This window comes from Gallaecimonas kandeliae (assembly GCF_030450055.1).
Taxonomy (GTDB): Bacteria; Pseudomonadota; Gammaproteobacteria; order Enterobacterales; family Gallaecimonadaceae; genus Gallaecimonas; species Gallaecimonas kandeliae.
The window spans coordinates 3,444,982-3,461,395 of sequence record NZ_CP118480.1 but is presented as its reverse complement, the minus strand read 5'-3'; the positions used below and the strand labels follow the sequence as shown (position 1 = coordinate 3,461,395).

The following is a 16,414-nucleotide window of genomic DNA, read 5'->3' as shown; positions in this document are numbered from 1 at the left end:
GTCAGAAGCGGAAGCTGTCGTTGTGGCGGTCGCAGTCCGGCAGCTTGTGGTCCGGATCCAGGGTGAGGCTGGCCACCGCCTTGCCGCCGGGCAGCTGGACTGTGGGGGTGGCGCTCTGGCGCCAGGTTTCCACCGGCAGGCGCAGATCCTTGTGGCTGCCGTCCTGGTAAGCGATGCGCACCAATACCGGCATCACCAGCTGCTGGTGGCTGGCCAGGGTCAGGGCCAGGCCCTTGGCAGGGTCGCCGTCCACATAGCTGGCGCCGCTGATGGCCATGTCCAGCTGCCAGTTGTTGAGGTACCAGCCCCGCCACCACCAGCCCAGATCCTCACCGGCCTGGTCTTCCATGGTGCGGAAGAAGTCCGACGGCGTGGGGTGGTGGTAGGCCCAGGTCTGGATGTAGTGCTTGAAGGCGCGGTCGAAGCGTTCCGGGCCCAGGATCTGCTCGCGCAGCAGCACCAGGCCCAGGGCGCCCTTGAAGTAGCTGACGCTGTGGCGGTACTTCTCGGATACCGAGTCGGCCGGGGCCATCAGGTTGGGGGCCTGCGGGTCGGCCAGCACCGGCAAGATCTCGTCCACCGGGTTGCCGCCGCCGGGGGCGTATTCGCTGTCGCGCTTGGGGGCGAAGCGGCCGCCGTCGACGGCGTCGGAGGCGTAGATGTCGATGAAGGTGTTGAAGGCCTCGTCCATGAAGGCGTGGCGGCGTTCGTTGGAGCCGACGATCATCGGGAACCAGCTGTGGCCTATCTCGTGGGCGCTGATCCAGAACAGCTTCTTGCCGGCGTCGTCCATGCCGTCGAAGACGATGCCGGGGTATTCCATGCCGGCGCCGTGGCCGCCGAGATTGACGGCCACGGGCCAGGGGTAGGGGTACCACTGGGAGAAGTGCTCTATGGCGCCCTTGAGGTATTGGGTGGACTGGTCCCACTTGTCCTGCCCCACCGCTTCCAGCGGGTAGGCGGACATGGCCAGGGCCGGCTGCTTGTTGGGCAGATTGATGCGGGCCGCGTCCAGCACGAAGGCCTTGGAGGCGGCGAAGGCCACGTCGCGGCTGTGCTCCATGTGGAAGCGCCAGGTCAGGTTGCCGCTCTGGACGGGCCGGCTGGCGGGGTCTGTCACTTCGGCTGGGCTGCGCAGATAGACGGTAGCGTCGCTGCCCTCGGCCTTGGCCAGGCGCCGCTGCTGGGTCTTGGTCAGCACTTCCTGGGGGTTCATCAGCTTGCCCGAGCCCACCACCAGGTAGTCCCAGGGCAGGGTGATGGCGTAGTCGAAGTTGCCGTATTCGAGGTAGAACTCGGCTCCCAGGAAGGGCTGGGTGTCCCAGCCCCGCAGGTCGTCATAGACGGCCAAGCGCGGATACCACTGGGCCATTTCGAAGATGTCGCCGTTCTGGCTGGGGGTGACGGCGGTGCGCCCGCCCCAGGAGCCGGGGATCTGGTAATGGTAGCGGATATGAAGCTGCAGCTTGCCGCCCCTGGCGGCCAGGCTCCTGGGCAGCTGGACCCGCATCCGGGTGTCGTCCACCTGGTAGTCAAGGGCCTGGGGCTTGCCGCCGGTTTCCAGCCAGGCGGCGTCCAGTACGAAGCCATTCGTGTGGTGGTCGCGGGCCTTGGCGGCGGTGACGGCCGAGCGGGAGTCGGCCCTGTAGATGTTCTGGTCCAGCTGCACCCAGAGCTGGTCCAGGGCGTCGGGGCTGTTGTTGGTGTAGCTGATGGTCTCCTCGGCGCTCAGCACCTTGGCCTCGGTGTCGAGGCTGGCCTGGATGCGGTAGTCGGCCCTGTTCTGCCAGAACAGCGGGCCGGGCTGGCCGCTGCCGCTGCGGTAGGCGTTGACCGGTGTCGGCAGGCTGAGCGGCGCGAACAACGCCTGGGGATCGAAGCCGGTCGCCAGGGCGGGCAGGCTGGACAAGGACAGGGCGGCAAGGCTGAGCCACTTCGACATGGGGTCTCCCTCTGCTGGAGTTGGAATGCCGGCTTTTGGCCGTTTTCCCCTTATGTTCAGGGCCTTGGCTCACGAGTGCAACAGGCGTTCGTCGGTTGGGAACGGCCCTTGGGCGCTGCCGGGGATAAGAAAAAGCCCGCCGGGCGGCGGGCTTGGCGGTCAGGCGTTCTCGGCCGCCACCTGACGCAGGGCCTGCTCGAAATATTCCACCGGCTGGCCGCCGGAGATGAGGTACTTGCCGTTGAGGATCACCGCCGGCACCGAGCTGATGCCGCGCTGCTGGTAGAAGGCTTCCTCGGCCCGCACTTCCTCGGCGAAGGCGCCGCTCTCCAGCACCTGGCGGGCCTGGTCGCCGTCCAGGCCAGCGGCCTCGGCCAGGCTGACCAGCAGCAGGTGATCGCCGGGGTTCTGGCCGTCGGTGAAGTGGGCGGCCAGCAAGGCCTTCTTCAGGGCCAGTTGCTTGCCTTCCAGGCCGGCCCAGTGCAGCAGCCGGTGGGCGTCGAAGGTGTTGTAGGTGTGGGTGCGCTTGTCCATGTCGAAGCGGAAGCCCAGTTCGGCGCCGCGCTGCTGGATCTGCTGCTGGCTGGCGGCCACCTGTTCGGCGCTGATGCCGTACTTGCCGGCCAGGTAGGGGACTATCTCCTCGCCGTCCGGCCCCATCTGGGGGTTGAGTTCGAAGGGCATGAAGCGCAGTTCGGCCTGGATCTCGGGCAGCTTGGCCAGGGCCTGTTCCAGGGCGCTGAGGCCTATGGCGCACCAGGGGCAGACCACGTCGGAAACAAAGTCGATTTTAAGAGGTTGGCTCATGAGGGCTCCTTATCCGGGGCCCCATGATGCGCGAGGAACGGCAGCGGGGCCAGGGGATAATTCCGGCCGGGGTTATCGTTTTTGCCGCAGCAAAAAGCCGCCCTTGGGCGGCTCTGTCAGACCAGGTCCAGCTGTTCTGGCGAGAGGATGATGCCGGTGGAGTCGGCATAGAGCCAGTCTTCAGGCAGGAAGGTGACGCCGGCGAAGTTGACCGGCACCTCGGTTTCGCCGTGGCCTTTGTCTTCGGCGCCGACGGGAATGGCGGCCAGGGCCTGGATACCAATATCCAGCTCTTCCAGGGCGTCCACTTCGCGCACGGCGCCGTTCACCACCAGCCCTTCCCAGTGGTTGGCCAAGGCCAGTTCGGCCAGCCCGGCGTCGATCAGGGCGCGGCGCATGGAGCCGCCGCCGTCCACCAGCAGCACCCGGCCTTCGCCGTCCTCTTCCAGCATCTCGCGGATGAGGGCGTTGTCTTCGAAGCACTTGACGGTGCTGACCTTGCCGCCGAAGGAGGCCCGGCCGCCGAAGGAGGCGAAGACGGGTTCCACTACGTCCACCATGTCGATGTAGGTGTCACAGAGGGCTGAAGTGTTGTATTCCATGGCGAAGTTCCGAGCTGGCTAATGCATCTACAGGGTAGCGTCAAAGGACGGGCGGCGGCAAACGGCAAATGCGGCGCCTTTCTGACCAGAGGTCAGCCTGGGTTCAATCAAATGTCCCTAAGCTGGGAAATGCCCCGTCGCATTGTGTGACTTTGTCGGTACAATAGGGCGGTTTTTTTAACAAGTGGAGCCTGGCATGCGACTTTGGCTGTTGATTGCACTGTGTTTTTCCTTCGGCCTGGTGCCAAGGGAAGCCCATGCCGGCACCCAGCAGCTCGAATCCCAGGCCGCCGCTACCATCAAGGCTTTCCTGCGCACCGACCCCGGCCTCAAGGCCTTCTTCAACCGCGCCCATGGCTATGCCGTTTTCCCCAAGGTGGCCAAGGGTGGCCTCATCATCGGCGGCGCCTACGGCGAGGGCCTGGTCTTCGTCAAACGCAAGCTGGTGGGCAAGTGCCGCCTCAAGCAGCTGACCGTCGGCCTCCAGATCGGCGGCCAGAGCTATAGCCAGATCGTCTTCTTCAAATCCGCCGCCGCCTTCGACCGCTTCAAGAAGGGCGACCTGGAGTTTGGTGCCCAGGCCTCGGCCGTGGCCCTGGACGCCGGTGCCGGCACCAGCGTCGACGACGACGACGGCGTCGCCGTCTTCACCCTGGCCCTGGGCGGCCTGATGTACGAGGCGTCCCTGTCGGGCCAGGTGCTGAGCTACCAGCCGTTGCCTTAATCATTTCTTCAAGACCCCGTCATGGCTTTGTCATGGCCCCTTCCTATCTTTCGCTGCAAAGAGGGAGGGACTTTCATGCGTTTGGCAAACCTTACCGCTTGGGACCATCAGCTGTTCCAGAAAAGTCAGGCTCACCGTCACTGGCGCCAGTCGGCAGCCGTGGCCCGTTGGGTGTCCCGCACCGGTGACGGCCCCCTGTACGGCCTCATCGCCCTGGCCTTCTGGATGAGCCAATGGCCGGCCCTGCAAGCCTATGTCATCGACCTGCTGCAGGCTTTCGCCATAGAACTGCCCCTCTACCTTGCCTTCAAGAACACCTTCAAGCGCCGCCGCCCGGCCGTGGCCCTACCCGGGGCCCAGGCCTTTATCCAACCGTCCGACCAGTTCAGCCTGCCTTCCGGCCATACCGCCGCCGCCTTCGTGATGGTGACGGCGGCCATAGGCCACTTCGGGCTTTGGGGCCTGCTGGCCCTGCCCTGGGCCATGGCCGTGGGCCTTTCCCGGGTGTTGCTGGGGGTCCATTTCCCCTCCGACATCCTGGCCGGTGCCCTGCTGGGGGCCAGTGTCGCCTGCCTGGTCCTGTCCTGAACCAACCCAAGGAGACCGAATGCGCATTCTGTACGGTGTGCAAGGCACTGGTAATGGCCATATCACCCGCGCCCGGGTCATGGCCGCCGAACTGGCCAAGCGGGATGTCCAGGTGGATTTCCTGTTCTCGGGCCGCCCCGCCAGCGACTACTTCGACATGGAACCCTTCGGCGACTACCAGACCCGCTCCGGCCTGACCTTTGCCACTGAGCGGGGTAGGGTCAGCCTCACCAAGACGCTGCGCCAGAGCAAGCTGCGGGAGCTCTACCAAGACATCAAGGCCCTACCGGTCAAAGACTACGATCTGGTGATCAACGACTTCGAGCCCATCACCGCCTGGGCCGCCAAGCTGGCCAAGGTGCCGAGCATAGGGGTCAGCCACCAGGCCTCTTTCTTGAAGCCGGTGCCGCGGGACGGCGAGGACTGGAGCGCCCGGCTGCTGATCCGCCATTTTGCCCCGGTCGGCCTGGAGCTGGGGGTGCACTGGTACCACTTCGGCCACGCCATGCTGCCCCCCATCATAGAGCGCCATAGCCACGACCAGCCGGTGCGCCACAACAAGGTGCTGGTGTACCTGCCCTTCGAGTCGGTGGAGGAAATATTGGCGCTGCTGGAGCCCTTCCCTGACGTGGAGTTCTACTGCTACCACCCCCAGGTGCAGGACGAAGACAGGGGCCACATCCACCTGCGAGCCCCTTCCCGCAGCGGCTTCCCGGTGGATCTCGCGGAATCCGTGGGGGTGATCGCCAACGGCGGCTTCGAACTGCCCTCTGAGGCGCTGCGCCTGGGTAAGAAGCTGCTGCTTAAGCCCCTGCACGGCCAGTTCGAGCAGCTTTCCAACGTGCTTACCTTGCGCCAACTGGGGCTGGCTTCGGCCATGTACGAGCTGTCGGCGTCCGAACTGGACGCCTGGCTGGAGCTGCCCCCGGCCCAGCCGGTGTCCTTCCCGGACGTGGCCGCCAGCCTGGTGGATTGGCTGCTGGCGGGCAACAGGGACAACTTCGGCGAGCTTTGCCAGGGGCTATGGCGGCAGGTGGCCTACCCCTCTTACTGCAAGCTGTCGGCGGGCCCTGTCAGCAACTGACAGATGTGGTCGATAAGGCCGACCCGCTCGGCGTCCTTGAGGTGGGCGCCGTAGATCTCGCGGGCGATCTGCGGCGCGCCGGCCACGGGGTGCAACCGGCCCTTTTCCAGGGCCTCTTCGGCCAGGCCCTGGGGCAGGTAGGCGCTGCCGCCGTGGTCGAGGATGAAGTCGAGGGCAATGCGGGCTATGCCGGTGTGCAGCAGGGGCGGGGCCTGCTCCTTGACCAGCTTGGCGTGCTGGATGCTGAACTGGGTTCCCCAATCCACCTTGACGTAGGGCCCCTTGAGGGCCGCCTCCAGATCCAGCTCTTCTTGACTGGACACCAGTTGCAATCGCAGCTGGCCCAGCTCCCGCACCTCCAGTTCTTCCACCTTGGGCGGGTCGAACAACAGCGCCAGATCCAGGCGCCGCTCCAGCAGCATCCGCACCAGCACGTCGGGCGGCGCCGTGTCGGCCCGCAGCGCCACCTGGCCCAGGCTCTGGTAGATGATGGGCAGGCGCCGCTGCAGGAAAGGGTCCCAGATGTTGGCGCTTGCCGACACCGCCAGCTGCACCGACTGGTGGCTGGCCAGGGCTATGTCCTGCCTGGCCCTTTGCCAGGACAGCAGCATGGCCTCGGCGTGGGGTAGCAGCCTTTCACCTGCATTGGTGAGCTGGATGTTGTTGCGGTGGCGGGTGAAGAGGGCCACCCCCAACTGGCTTTCCAACTGGCGAATACGGAAGCTGACCGCCGATTGGGTGAGGTAGAGGTTTTCGGCTGCCTTGCCGAAGTGGCGGCAGCGATGAACCTCGAGAAAGGTTTTCAGGAGTTCCGTATCCAAGTCAGGCTCTCGTCAAGAAACTTTTCTTGTGGCGATAAATATTTTTCATTTTACCCCTATAAAGGGGTTATCCATACTCCGCCGCGTGTACCGGTCCGCCGGTATAGTACGAACCATGGGGACAGGTGTAATGAACAGCTTTATGTCTGGCAAGAAGTTTTTTGACGATCTGAACTTCCCGCGCGGCTTCCAGCGCAGTGGTGACTTCACCATTACCGAAGCGAACCTGCTCACAGATAAAGGCATGGGCATGCATGAGCTGGCCAGCGGTCAACGTGAACCCATGACCGCCGACGAGCAGCGTTTCATCAGCGTCTGCCGTGGCGAGCAGCCCGCCTCCAGCAACGAAGAGAAGGTCTGGCTCAAGTACCTCAACCGCATCACCCAGCGCCGTCACATCTACACTATCTGTGATGCCCCGGCCAAGTCCGGTGGCGGCGACTTCGATATGAGCGCTTCTGACAGCTCAGACGAATAACGAAGGGGCGCAAGGCGCCCCTTGTTTTTAGGGGGGCTTTTTGCGAGGTGACGAACAAGGGGTGGTGCAGGCCCTGCAGGCGCAGCTCCAGCACCAGCAGCTGCCCCGGCTGCTCAAGCTCAAAGCCAAGGTGGACGCCGGCCAGCCCTTGGACGACTACGATCTGCGCTTTCTCAAAGATGCCCTGGCGGCGGGCTGGCAGGCCCGCTCCGTGATGCACCAAAGCCGCGAACTGCAAGGCCTCGCCGGCCACATCTTCCGCCTTTACCACCAGATCTGCGACCAGGCCTTGGCCAACGAACGTCGACTGTCATAAAAACGCAATCTTATTTTTGTCTAAATTTGTTTAAGGCATTGTCGAAAGCGGCCGATAAGCAATCACTTATTGGGCGCGTCCGGCGCCAAGACCCTCCATGGAAGGCTCCGTCTACTCATCCGCTCAGGCGAGGCTTTATGCTAATAAAACACAAACTCTATGGCCTGGCCGCCCTGGCTGTTGCCGCCTTGCTGTTATTGCTTGCCGGCACCTGGTGGTCATGGCGTGACATCGACAAGCTGGGCTCGGCCCAACTGCTCAGCCTCAACCTCGACAAGCAGATGCTGCTGCTGCGCCGCCACGAGAAGGACTTCATGCTGCGCCTGGACATGAAGTACCCCAAGGAGTTTGACGACACCATCAAGGCCTTCAACGGCGATCTGACCTCCCTCAAGACCTTGTTGGACGAGCAGGGGGTGGAAAGCCGTTCCCTGGGGGAATTGGAAAGCCATATCCAGGACTACAGCGACGCCTTCCATAAGCTGGTCAGCCAACACCAGACGGTGGGCCTGGACCCCGAGTCCGGCCTCTACGGCAGCCTGCGTGACGCCGTCCATGCCGCCGAAGCCAGCGTCAGGGCCGAGAAAAGGGACGATCTCCTGGCCGCCATCCTGATGGAGCGCCGCCATGAAAAAGACTTCATGTTGCGCCTCCAGACCAAGTACGTGGACGAGTTCAACACCGACTTCGTCAAGCTCAACGCCCTGGTGGACAGCAAGAAGGTCGGCGACGACCTGGCCACCTACAAGCATGACTTCCTCAACCTGGTGGCCGCCCAGCAGCAAATAGGCCTGACCCCCAACGACGGCCTCACCGGCGAGCTGCGCCAGCAGGTACAGGCCACCGAGCAGCTGTTTGAGAACATCGACAAGGAACTGACCCAGGTACTGGCCGACGAGAAGGCCAGCACCCTCTGGCACCTGGTGCTCTTCGCCCTGGTCATAGCCTTGGCCCTGGTGGTGCTGGCGGTGATGATAGTGCGCCAGCTCAACAGCCAGTTGGAGCGTAGCATCAACACCATGCAGCGCATCGCCACCGACTGTGACCTGACCCACGGCCTGGACCAGGACGGCAAGGACGAGCTGACCCAGATGGGCCGCCACTTCAACCAGATGATGGAAGGCGTGCGGGCCCTGGTCCGCCAGAGCAAGCAGGCGGTGGAGTATTTGAGCCGGGCGACCTCCGAGTTGTCGGCCAATGCCGAGGAAACCTCGGCGGGCTCCAAGGAGCAGCTCAGCCAGACCGACCTGGTGGCCACCGCCATCACTCAAATGGGCTCCACCATCGAGGAGATAGCCCGTAACACCGAGCAGGCGGCGGTCAAGGCCCAGGAAGCCAATGAAAATGCCCAGCTGGGCCACCGCCAGCTCCAGGGGGCCATCAACCGCATCGAGCAGTTGGCCGGGCAGTTGGAGAACAGCACCCTGGTGGTGGACGAGCTGGTGCAGAGCGCCCACACCATAGGCTCTGTGCTGGACGTCATCCGCGGCATCGCCGAGCAGACCAACCTGCTGGCCCTCAACGCCGCCATAGAGGCGGCCAGGGCCGGGGATCAGGGCCGCGGCTTCGCCGTTGTCGCCGACGAAGTGCGCACCCTAGCCATGCGCACCCAGACTTCCACCGAGGAAATCGCCCAGATCATCAAGACCTTGCAGCAGAAGACCCAGTCCATCGTCAGCCTGATGGAAGACTGCCGCGGTGAGGGCCTGGAGAGCGCCGGCGAGGCCCAGAAGGCTGGAGAGCTGCTGGGCCACATCACCCGCGACGTGACCCGCATCCTCGACATGAACACCCAGATAGCGGCCGCCATCGAGGAGCAGAGCCAGGTGGCCACTGAGGTGAACCGCAACGTGGTGGTGATCCGTGACGTGGCCGAGCAGACCGCCAGTGCTTCCCACGGCAACGCCGAGACCTCGGCCCACGTGGCCGAGCAGGCGGAGGAACTGGCCGCCGTCATCAGCCGCTTCAAGGTCTGAGTGAGATAGCCATAAAAAAGGCCACCAGTCGGTGGCCTTTTCTTTAGCTGTCGCCCTTTAGAGGATAAAGCGGGACAGGTCCTCGTCTTCCACCAGCTTGCCCAGGTGATCCTGGACATAGGCGGCGTCGATGCGGATGGTCTGGCCTTCGTGGTCGGCGGCCTCGAAGCTGATCTCCTCCATCAGCCGCTCCATGACGGTGTGCAGGCGCCGCGCCCCGATGTTCTCGGTGCGCTCGTTGACCTGCCAAGCCGCCTCGGCCAGCTTCTCGATGCCGTCCTCGCTGAATTCTATGGTGACACCCTCTGTGGCCATCAGCGCCTGGTACTGCTCGGTGAGGCTGGCCTTGGGCTCGGTGAGGATGCGCACGAAGTCTTCGGCGGTCAGGGCGTCCAGCTCGACCCGGATCGGCAGGCGGCCCTGCAGCTCGGGGATGAGGTCAGAGGGCTTGGCCATCTGGAAGGCGCCTGAGGCGATGAAGAGGATATGGTCGGTCTTGACCATGCCGTGCTTGGTGTTGACGGTGCAGCCTTCCACCAGCGGCAGCAGGTCCCGCTGCACCCCTTCACGTGACACGTCTGGGCCCGAGCTCTCGCCACGCTTGCAGATCTTGTCTATCTCGTCGAGGAAGACGATGCCGTTGTTCTCCACGGCCCAGAGCGCCTTCTGCTTGACCTCTTCTGGGTTGAGCAGCTTGGCGGCCTCTTCGTCCACGGCCAGCTTGAGGGCTTCCTTGACCTTGAGCTTCTTGCTCTGCTTGGTCTGGCCGCCCAGGTTCTGGAACATGGACTGGAGTTGGTTGGTCATCTCCTCCATGCCGGGCGGGGCCATGATCTGCATCTCCATCTGCGGGGCGGCGATGTCGATGTCGATCTCCTTGTCGTCGAGCTCCCCTTCACGCAGCTTCTTGCGGAAGACCTGACGGGTGTGGCTGTCGGACTCGGACTTCTCGGTTTCGCCCCACTGGTTGCGGGCGCGGGGCAGCAGGGCGTCGAGGATGCGCTCCTCGGCCGCTTCCTCGGCGCGGGTGCGGACCTTCTTCATCTCCTGCTCGCGGGTCATCTTCATGGCCGCGTCGGCGAGATCGCGGATGATCTGCTCCACTTCCTTGCCCACATAGCCCACCTCGGTGAACTTGGTGGCTTCCACCTTGATGAAGGGGGCATTGGCCAGGCGCGCCAGGCGGCGGGCGATCTCGGTCTTGCCGACGCCGGTGGGGCCTATCATCAGGATGTTCTTGGGGGTGACTTCGTGGCGCAGGGCCTCGTCCAGCTGCATGCGGCGCCAGCGGTTGCGCAATGCTATGGCCACGGCGCGCTTGGCACCGGCCTGGCCGATGATGTGGCGGTCCAGCTCGTGGACGATTTCGCGGGGGGTCATGGCCGACATGCGTTACTCCAGGACTTCGATGGTTTGGTTGGTGTTGGTGAAGACGCAGATCTCACCGGCTATGGTGAGGCTCTTCTCCACTATCTCTTTGGCGCTGAGCTCGGTGTTGTTGAGCAGTGCCTTGGCGGCGGCCTGGGCATAGTTGCCACCTGAGCCTATGGCGATGATGTCCTGCTCCGGCTGCACCACGTCGCCGTTGCCGGTGATGATGAAGGATTTCTCCTTGTCGGCCACGGCCAGCATGGCTTCCAGGCGGCGCAGCATGCGGTCGGTGCGCCAGTCCTTGGCCAGGGCCACGGCGGCGCGCTCCAGGTTGCCCTGGTGGGCCTGCAGCTTGGCCTCGAAGCGTTCCAAGAGGGTGAAGGCGTCGGCGGTACCGCCGGCGAAACCGGCCAGCACCTGGCCGTTGTGAAGACGATGCACCTTGCGGGCATTGCCCTTCATGACCGTGTTGCCGAGGGAAACCTGGCCATCGCCCCCGAGGGCGACCTGGCCGTTGCGGCGGACGGATACGATAGTGGTCATGGGCTCTCCTGACGACAAGGGCGCGACGGCGCCCATTGGGTATGTCGACTAGGTGGGGACTGCTGCGGCCCCTTTCAAGGGGCCAGGGTCAAGGATAGCCGAGGGGAACAGGCGCCGTTCAGCGCCAGGGCCAGATGGCGCAGGTCGGCAGGCCCGCTTTTTCGGCCTTGTGCTGGTCGTTCTGGGCGGCGCGTTTGCCGGTGTAGGGGCCGAGGATCACCCGGTACCAGTCCCCTGTCTTGCGGACCTGGGCCTCCATGCCGGCGAAGGCCAGCTTGGCCTTCTGGGCCTCGGCCTGGTCATAGACCTTGAAGGAGCCGCACTGCATCTGGTAGGGGGTGTTGTCCTTGGGCCTGTCCGGCACCTCCACTTCCACTTCCTTGTTCTTCAAGGTTTCGACGTAGCGCCACTCTTCCTTGGGGGGCTTGGGAATACTGTCTTTGGCCTTGGGCTGGGTCTTGGGCTCTTCCTTGGGCTGGACGGCCACCGGCTCGGCCTTGGCAGGCGCCTGGGCGGCGGGGCGCTGGGCCAGCTTGTAGAGCAGAAAACCGAAGGCCAGGGCGCAGACACAAAAGACCGCTATGGCGGCCCAGGGGGGCTGGCGGGCCGGGGCGCTCTTCTTGTTGGCGGGGCGGCGTTTGGGGGCGCTGTTGCGGACGTAATCTTTGCGGGCCATGGGCAACTGGTGTCTCTGATGGTCGGCCTATGCTGGCCAAGGGGGGGCTGGAAATCAAGCGCTGTCGACGGGATCCAGGTCCAGGCTCCAATTGGCGCGCCTGTGAGGCGGCGCCGTTTCCAGCCAGGACAACACAGGGGACAGCCAGCGGCGCAGCTGTTTCTTGTCCGGGCACTGCACCCAGAGCTGGAAGCGGAACTTGCCGGCGCGCCGCTCCAAGGGCGCCGGCAGGGGCCCCAGGGCCCAGCCCCCCTCGGGGGCGCTTTGCTGCAACGCCTGGGCCAGGGCTTCGAGCAGGCTCTGGCCGTCCTCCTGCTTGAGGCTCTCGGCGCGGAACAGGGCCTGGGCGCTGTAGGGAGGCAGCATCGTCTGGCGCCGCTCTATGAGGGCATCCGCCGCGAAGGCCTGGTAGCCGTTCAGCAGCAGCTGGCTCAGCAGCGGGTGCTCGGGGTGGTGGCTTTGCAGCAGCAGGCGCCCCGGCTTGTCGGCCCGCCCCGCCCGCCCCGCCACCTGCACCACCAACTGGGCCAGGCGCTCGGCGGCGCGAAAATCCGCCGAGTAGAGGGCGCCGTCCACGTCCAGGAGCACCACCAGGGTCACGTCCGGGAAATGGTGGCCCTTGGCCAGCATCTGGGTGCCCACCAGCAGCTTGTAGCGGCCCTCGCGGATGCCGTCCAGGGCCGACTCCAGGCTGCCCTTGCGGCGGGTGGCGTCGCGGTCGATGCGCACCAGGGGATAGTCGGGGAAAAGGGCGGCCAGCTCTGTCTCCAGCTGCTCCGTGCCCAGGCCCACCCCCACCAGCTGGCTGGAGCCGCACTCCTGGCACTGGTGGGGCAGGGGCCTGTCGGTGCCGCAGTGGTGGCAGATGAGGCGCTGGCGGCCCTTGTGCACCGTCGGGTAGGCGGAGCAGCGCGGGCAGGCGGCCAGCCAGCCGCATTCGTGGCAGAGCAGGGTAGGGGCATAGCCGCGGCGGTTGAGGAACACCAGCACCTGCTCGCCCCTCTTGAGGTGCGCCTCTATGGCGCCCAGGGCCTGGGGACACAAGCCGGCTTTCAGCGGCTGGTGCTTGATGTCCAGCAGGTCGAAGCGCACCTGGCTGGCGCCACCGGCCCGCTGGCCCAGCACCAGCTTGCGGTACTTGCCCGCCTCGCAGTTGGCCAGGCTCTCCAGGGCCGGTGTGGCCGAGCCCAGCACTAGCGGCACTTTTTCCAGTTGGGCCCGCACCACCGCCAGATCCCGGCCGTGGTAGCGAAAGCCTTCCTGCTGCTTGAAGGAGGCGTCGTGCTCTTCGTCGACGACGATAAGGCCGGGCCGGGCCAGGGGGGTGAAGACGGCGCTGCGGGTGCCGATGACGATGCCCAGTTCCCCGTCCCTGGCCTGGCGCCACACGGCCAGCCGCTCGTTGTCGGTGAGCCCGGAGTGCAGCAGCGCCATGGGCACGTCGAAGCGCTTCTGGAAGCGGCGCAGCGTCTGGGGGGTGAGGCTGATCTCCGGCACCAGCACCAGCACCTGCTTGCCGGCCTTGAGCACCTCTGCCATGGCCGAAAGGTAGACCTCCGTCTTGCCCGAACCCGTCACCCCTTCCAGCAGGAAAGGCTGGAAGCCGCTGGCCTGGTTGATGGCGGTGATGGCCACCGCCTGCTCGGGGTTGGGCCTGGGGCCAGGGTGGACGGTCAGCTCGCGTTCCCAGAAGGGGCTGCCCTTATGGTGGCGGCTGTGGCACTGGGCCAGGCCCTTGTCGGCCAGGGCCCGCAGCTGGGCGCGTTCGAAAGGCTCGCCTGCCAGGGTGTTGTCGGACAGCTCCCCCTGGCGCAGCCTTGCCAGGGCCAGCTGCTGCTTGGCGGCGTTCTTGAGATCGGGCGCTTCCTGGCCGGCTGCGGTGAGCTGCCAGTACTGCTCCTCGCCGTCGGCCGGGGCCCCCTGGCGCAGCAGCACCGGCAGTGCCTGTTGCCAGACATCGCCCATACTGTGGAGGTAGTAGTCGGCGGCCCAGCGCACCAGCCGTTGCAGGCTGTCAGGCAGCAGGGGGGCGGCGTCCAGCACCTCCTCCACCGCCTTGAGCTTGTCGGTTTCGACATCGGGGGTGACGTCCAGCTCACCCACTACCCCCAGGCGCCGGCCGCGGCCGAATGGCACCTGCACCCGCATGCCGGGCTGGGCGTCCAGGCCGGCAGGCAAGAGGTAGTCGAACCCCCGGCGCAGCGGCGTGGCTAAAAACACGCGGATCAGGCGGGGCTGGGATTGATTATTGAGCAAGGGGTCCGTTAGAATACGCCGCTTCGAATTCCCGAACGTTAACACATCGCGTGGTATCTGGCACTGGACCAGATGGCGACGCGGCCTGACGAGGTTATCCCATGAAAGACGGTATCCATCCTAAGTACGTTGAAATCAAAGCTACCTGCACCTGCGGTAACGTGATCAACACCAAATCCACCCTGGGCAAAGACATCAACCTGGACGTCTGTGGCGCCTGCCACCCCTTCTACACCGGTAAGCAGAAAGAAGTTAACACCGGTGGCCGTGTGGACAAGTTCAACAAGCGTTTCGGCGTGCTGGGCAAGAAATAAGCCAAGCTACCGAACCGGAAAAAGGGCGCCTCAGGGCGCCCTTTTTTGTGGTCGGATGTACCCTTTTGCACATAACGTGCGACACTTCACAAAGTTCAGCGACTATACCCACTACGACCCTACACATAAGTTGCACCCATCATGTCTGACCTACGTGAAAAAGCCCTCGAGTACCATGCCCATCCTACGCCCGGCAAAATCGCCATCAGCCTGACCAAGCCGGCCGATACCGTCCGTGACCTGGCCCTGGCCTATTCCCCCGGCGTGGCAGAGCCGGTGCGGGAGATCGCCGCCGATCCGGACAACGCCTACAAGTACACCGCCAAGGGCAACCTGGTGGCCGTGATCTCCAACGGCACCGCCATCCTCGGCCTCGGCAACCTGGGCCCCCTGGCCTCCAAGCCGGTGATGGAAGGCAAGGCCCTGCTGTTCAAGCGCTTCGCGGACCTCGACGCCATCGACATCGAGGTCAAGCACCGCACCACCGAGGAATTCATCAATACGGTGGCGGCCATCGCCGACACCTTCGGCGGCATCAACCTCGAAGACATCAAGGCCCCAGAGTGCTTCGAGATAGAGAAGGCCCTGATCGAGCGCTGCGCCGTCCCCGTTTTCCATGACGACCAGCACGGCACCGCCATCGTCACAGCCGCCGGCCTCATCAACGCCCTGGAAGTGCAGGGCAAGGAACTGGAGACGGCCAAGGTGGTGTGCATGGGCGCCGGCGCTGCCGCCGTGGCCTGCATGGAGCTGCTGATCAAGTGCGGCGCCCAGCGTGAGAACATCTACATGCTGGACCGCAAGGGCGTGATCCACAGCCGCCGCGACGACCTCAACGAATACAAGCGCCTCTTCGCCAACAACACCGACAAGCGCACCTTGGAAGACGTCATCAATGGTGCCGACGTCTTCGTCGGCGTCTCAGGCCCTGACGTGTTGCCCGCCGAGGCCCTGGCGCTGATGGCCGAGAACCCCGTGGTCTTCGCCTGCTCCAACCCGGATCCGGAGATCAAGCCACAACTGGCCCACGCCACCCGCAATGACCTCATCATGGCCACCGGCCGTTCCGACTACCCCAACCAGGTCAACAACGTGCTCTGCTTCCCCTTCATCTTCAGGGGCGCCCTGGACGTGCGGGCCACCGCCATCAACGACGCCATGAAGGTGGCGGCCGTCGAGGCCATCCGCCAACTGGCCAGGGAGCCGGTACCGGCCGAGGTGCTGGCCGCCTCCGGCGTGGACGGCCTGGAGTTCGGCCGCCAGTACATCATTCCCAAACCCATGGATCCGCGCCTGCTGCCCCGGGTGGCCAGGGCCGTGGCCCAGGCGGCGGTGGACAGCGGCGTCGCCCAGATCCCCATGCCTGACAATTACATGGCATGAAAAAAGGGCCCCTAGGGGCCCTTTTTCTTTGGCTGGCGCTCAGTCCTCGTAGAGGTCCGGGATCTCCAGGCCAAGTTCCTTCATCACCGCCTTGGCGCCTTCCGGGATGTCGTCGGGCCTGTCTTTGCGCAGGTCCTCGTCGCCGGGCAACGGCTGGCCGGTGAAGGCGTGCAGGAAGGCCTCGCAGAGCAGCTCTGAGTTGGTGGCATGGCGCAGGTTGTTGACCTGGCGGCGGGTCCGCTCGTCGGTGAGGATCTTCAAGACCTTGAGGGGGATGGAGACGGTGATCTTTTTGACTTGTTCGCTTTTCTTGCCGTGTTCTGCATAAGGGCTGATGTAGTCGCCGTTCCACTGAGCCATGAGGGTTGCCTTTAACCTTTCTTTTATTGGCAGAAATTGTACGCCCTTGGCCATGACAGTCAATCTCGTCACATTTAGACGTCCAAGCGTCTTGACGCCTAGAAATGTATGCGGCTAACCTATGCCGACATTTTGGCCGCCCCCGCCGACCTTTCTTTTTATGGGCTGCCAGG

At 64.6% G+C, this 16,414-nt stretch carries 16 protein-coding genes and 1 pseudogene; 8 read left to right on the top strand and 9 right to left on the bottom strand.

From position 1 onward, the window contains the following. Position 1 precedes the first annotated feature (1 nt). The 3 genes from PVT67_RS17020 to rraA all read right to left on the bottom strand — a co-directional run bounded on the left by PVT67_RS17020 (position 2) and on the right by rraA (position 3,351). Positions 2-1,942, bottom strand: a complete 1,941-nt coding sequence (locus PVT67_RS17020) for a M1 family metallopeptidase (protein WP_301495754.1) — start codon at positions 1,940-1,942, stop codon at positions 2-4. Positions 1,943-2,101: 159 nt separating this feature from the next. Then, positions 2,102-2,749, bottom strand: coding sequence for a DsbA family oxidoreductase (locus PVT67_RS17015; protein WP_301495752.1), 648 nt, complete (start codon positions 2,747-2,749; stop codon positions 2,102-2,104). A 116-nt stretch (positions 2,750-2,865) separates the two neighbouring features. Continuing rightward, positions 2,866-3,351: a ribonuclease E activity regulator RraA gene (gene rraA, locus PVT67_RS17010; protein WP_301495749.1), complete on the bottom strand. Its 486-nt coding sequence runs from the start codon at positions 3,349-3,351 to the stop codon at positions 2,866-2,868. A 196-nt stretch (positions 3,352-3,547) separates the two neighbouring features. Here rraA and PVT67_RS17005 point away from each other — a divergent pair, with 196 nt between their 5' ends. The 3 genes from PVT67_RS17005 (at position 3,548) to PVT67_RS16995 (ending at position 5,747) form a co-directional block, all read left to right on the top strand. After that, positions 3,548-4,075 carry a lipid-binding SYLF domain-containing protein gene (locus tag PVT67_RS17005; protein ID WP_301495747.1) on the top strand — a complete coding sequence of 176 codons (528 nt, stop codon included), beginning with the start codon at positions 3,548-3,550 and terminating at the stop codon, positions 4,073-4,075. 75 nt (positions 4,076-4,150) lie between these two features. Beyond that, entirely contained in the window at positions 4,151-4,663 is a 513-nt protein-coding gene (locus tag PVT67_RS17000; protein ID WP_301495745.1) for a phosphatase PAP2 family protein, read from the top strand. A 19-nt stretch (positions 4,664-4,682) separates the two neighbouring features. Next, positions 4,683-5,747 (top strand): MJ1255/VC2487 family glycosyltransferase, encoded by a 1,065-nt coding sequence (locus PVT67_RS16995; RefSeq protein WP_301495743.1) that lies wholly within the window; start codon positions 4,683-4,685, stop codon positions 5,745-5,747. Here the strand turns inward: PVT67_RS16995 and hdfR are convergent. Further along, positions 5,711-6,568, bottom strand: coding sequence for an HTH-type transcriptional regulator HdfR (hdfR, locus tag PVT67_RS16990; protein WP_301495740.1), 858 nt, complete (start codon positions 6,566-6,568; stop codon positions 5,711-5,713). The two genes, PVT67_RS16995 and hdfR, sit on opposite strands and share 37 nt — an antisense overlap. A gap of 130 nt (positions 6,569-6,698) precedes the next feature. Here hdfR and PVT67_RS16985 point away from each other — a divergent pair, with 130 nt between their 5' ends. The 3 genes from PVT67_RS16985 to PVT67_RS16975 all read left to right on the top strand — a co-directional run bounded on the left by PVT67_RS16985 (position 6,699) and on the right by PVT67_RS16975 (position 9,338). Then, positions 6,699-7,046 carry a MaoP family protein gene (locus tag PVT67_RS16985; RefSeq protein ID WP_301495738.1) on the top strand — a complete coding sequence of 116 codons (348 nt, stop codon included), beginning with the start codon at positions 6,699-6,701 and terminating at the stop codon, positions 7,044-7,046. 40 nt (positions 7,047-7,086) lie between these two features. Continuing rightward, the gene (locus PVT67_RS16980) at positions 7,087-7,362 is read left to right on the top strand and encodes a hypothetical protein (protein WP_301495736.1); all 276 of its coding nucleotides are present in this window, start codon (positions 7,087-7,089) and stop codon (positions 7,360-7,362) included. A 137-nt stretch (positions 7,363-7,499) separates the two neighbouring features. After that, positions 7,500-9,338 (top strand): methyl-accepting chemotaxis protein, encoded by a 1,839-nt coding sequence (locus tag PVT67_RS16975; protein ID WP_301495734.1) that lies wholly within the window; start codon positions 7,500-7,502, stop codon positions 9,336-9,338. A 57-nt stretch (positions 9,339-9,395) separates the two neighbouring features. Here the strand turns inward: PVT67_RS16975 and hslU are convergent, their stop codons facing one another. The 4 genes from hslU to priA all read right to left on the bottom strand — a co-directional run bounded on the left by hslU (position 9,396) and on the right by priA (position 14,184). Then, on the bottom strand, positions 9,396-10,727 hold the full coding sequence (gene hslU, locus PVT67_RS16970; RefSeq protein ID WP_301495732.1) for an HslU--HslV peptidase ATPase subunit: 1,332 nt from the start codon (positions 10,725-10,727) through the stop codon (positions 9,396-9,398). A gap of 3 nt (positions 10,728-10,730) precedes the next feature. Then, complete coding sequence (gene hslV / locus PVT67_RS16965; RefSeq protein WP_301495730.1) at positions 10,731-11,252, bottom strand: ATP-dependent protease subunit HslV; 522 nt, start codon at positions 11,250-11,252, stop codon at positions 10,731-10,733. A 118-nt stretch (positions 11,253-11,370) separates the two neighbouring features. Then, positions 11,371-11,928 (bottom strand): SPOR domain-containing protein, encoded by a 558-nt coding sequence (locus PVT67_RS16960; RefSeq protein ID WP_301495728.1) that lies wholly within the window; start codon positions 11,926-11,928, stop codon positions 11,371-11,373. Positions 11,929-11,982: 54 nt separating this feature from the next. Then, the gene (gene priA, locus PVT67_RS16955) at positions 11,983-14,184 is read right to left on the bottom strand and encodes a primosomal protein N' (protein WP_301495726.1); all 2,202 of its coding nucleotides are present in this window, start codon (positions 14,182-14,184) and stop codon (positions 11,983-11,985) included. 101 nt (positions 14,185-14,285) lie between these two features. Between priA and rpmE the strand changes: the two genes are divergently transcribed. Next, positions 14,286-14,498: a 50S ribosomal protein L31 gene (gene rpmE / locus PVT67_RS16950; RefSeq protein WP_301495724.1), complete on the top strand. Its 213-nt coding sequence runs from the start codon at positions 14,286-14,288 to the stop codon at positions 14,496-14,498. A gap of 141 nt (positions 14,499-14,639) precedes the next feature. After that, positions 14,640-15,866: pseudogene (locus PVT67_RS16945) on the top strand (malic enzyme-like NAD(P)-binding protein); the annotation flags it as partial. Positions 15,867-15,920: 54 nt separating this feature from the next. On the opposite strand, the gene metJ reads toward PVT67_RS16945, so the two are convergent. After that, positions 15,921-16,241, bottom strand: a complete 321-nt coding sequence (metJ, locus tag PVT67_RS16940) for a met regulon transcriptional regulator MetJ (RefSeq protein ID WP_301495720.1) — start codon at positions 16,239-16,241, stop codon at positions 15,921-15,923. Between the last annotated feature and the right edge of the window lie 173 nt (positions 16,242-16,414).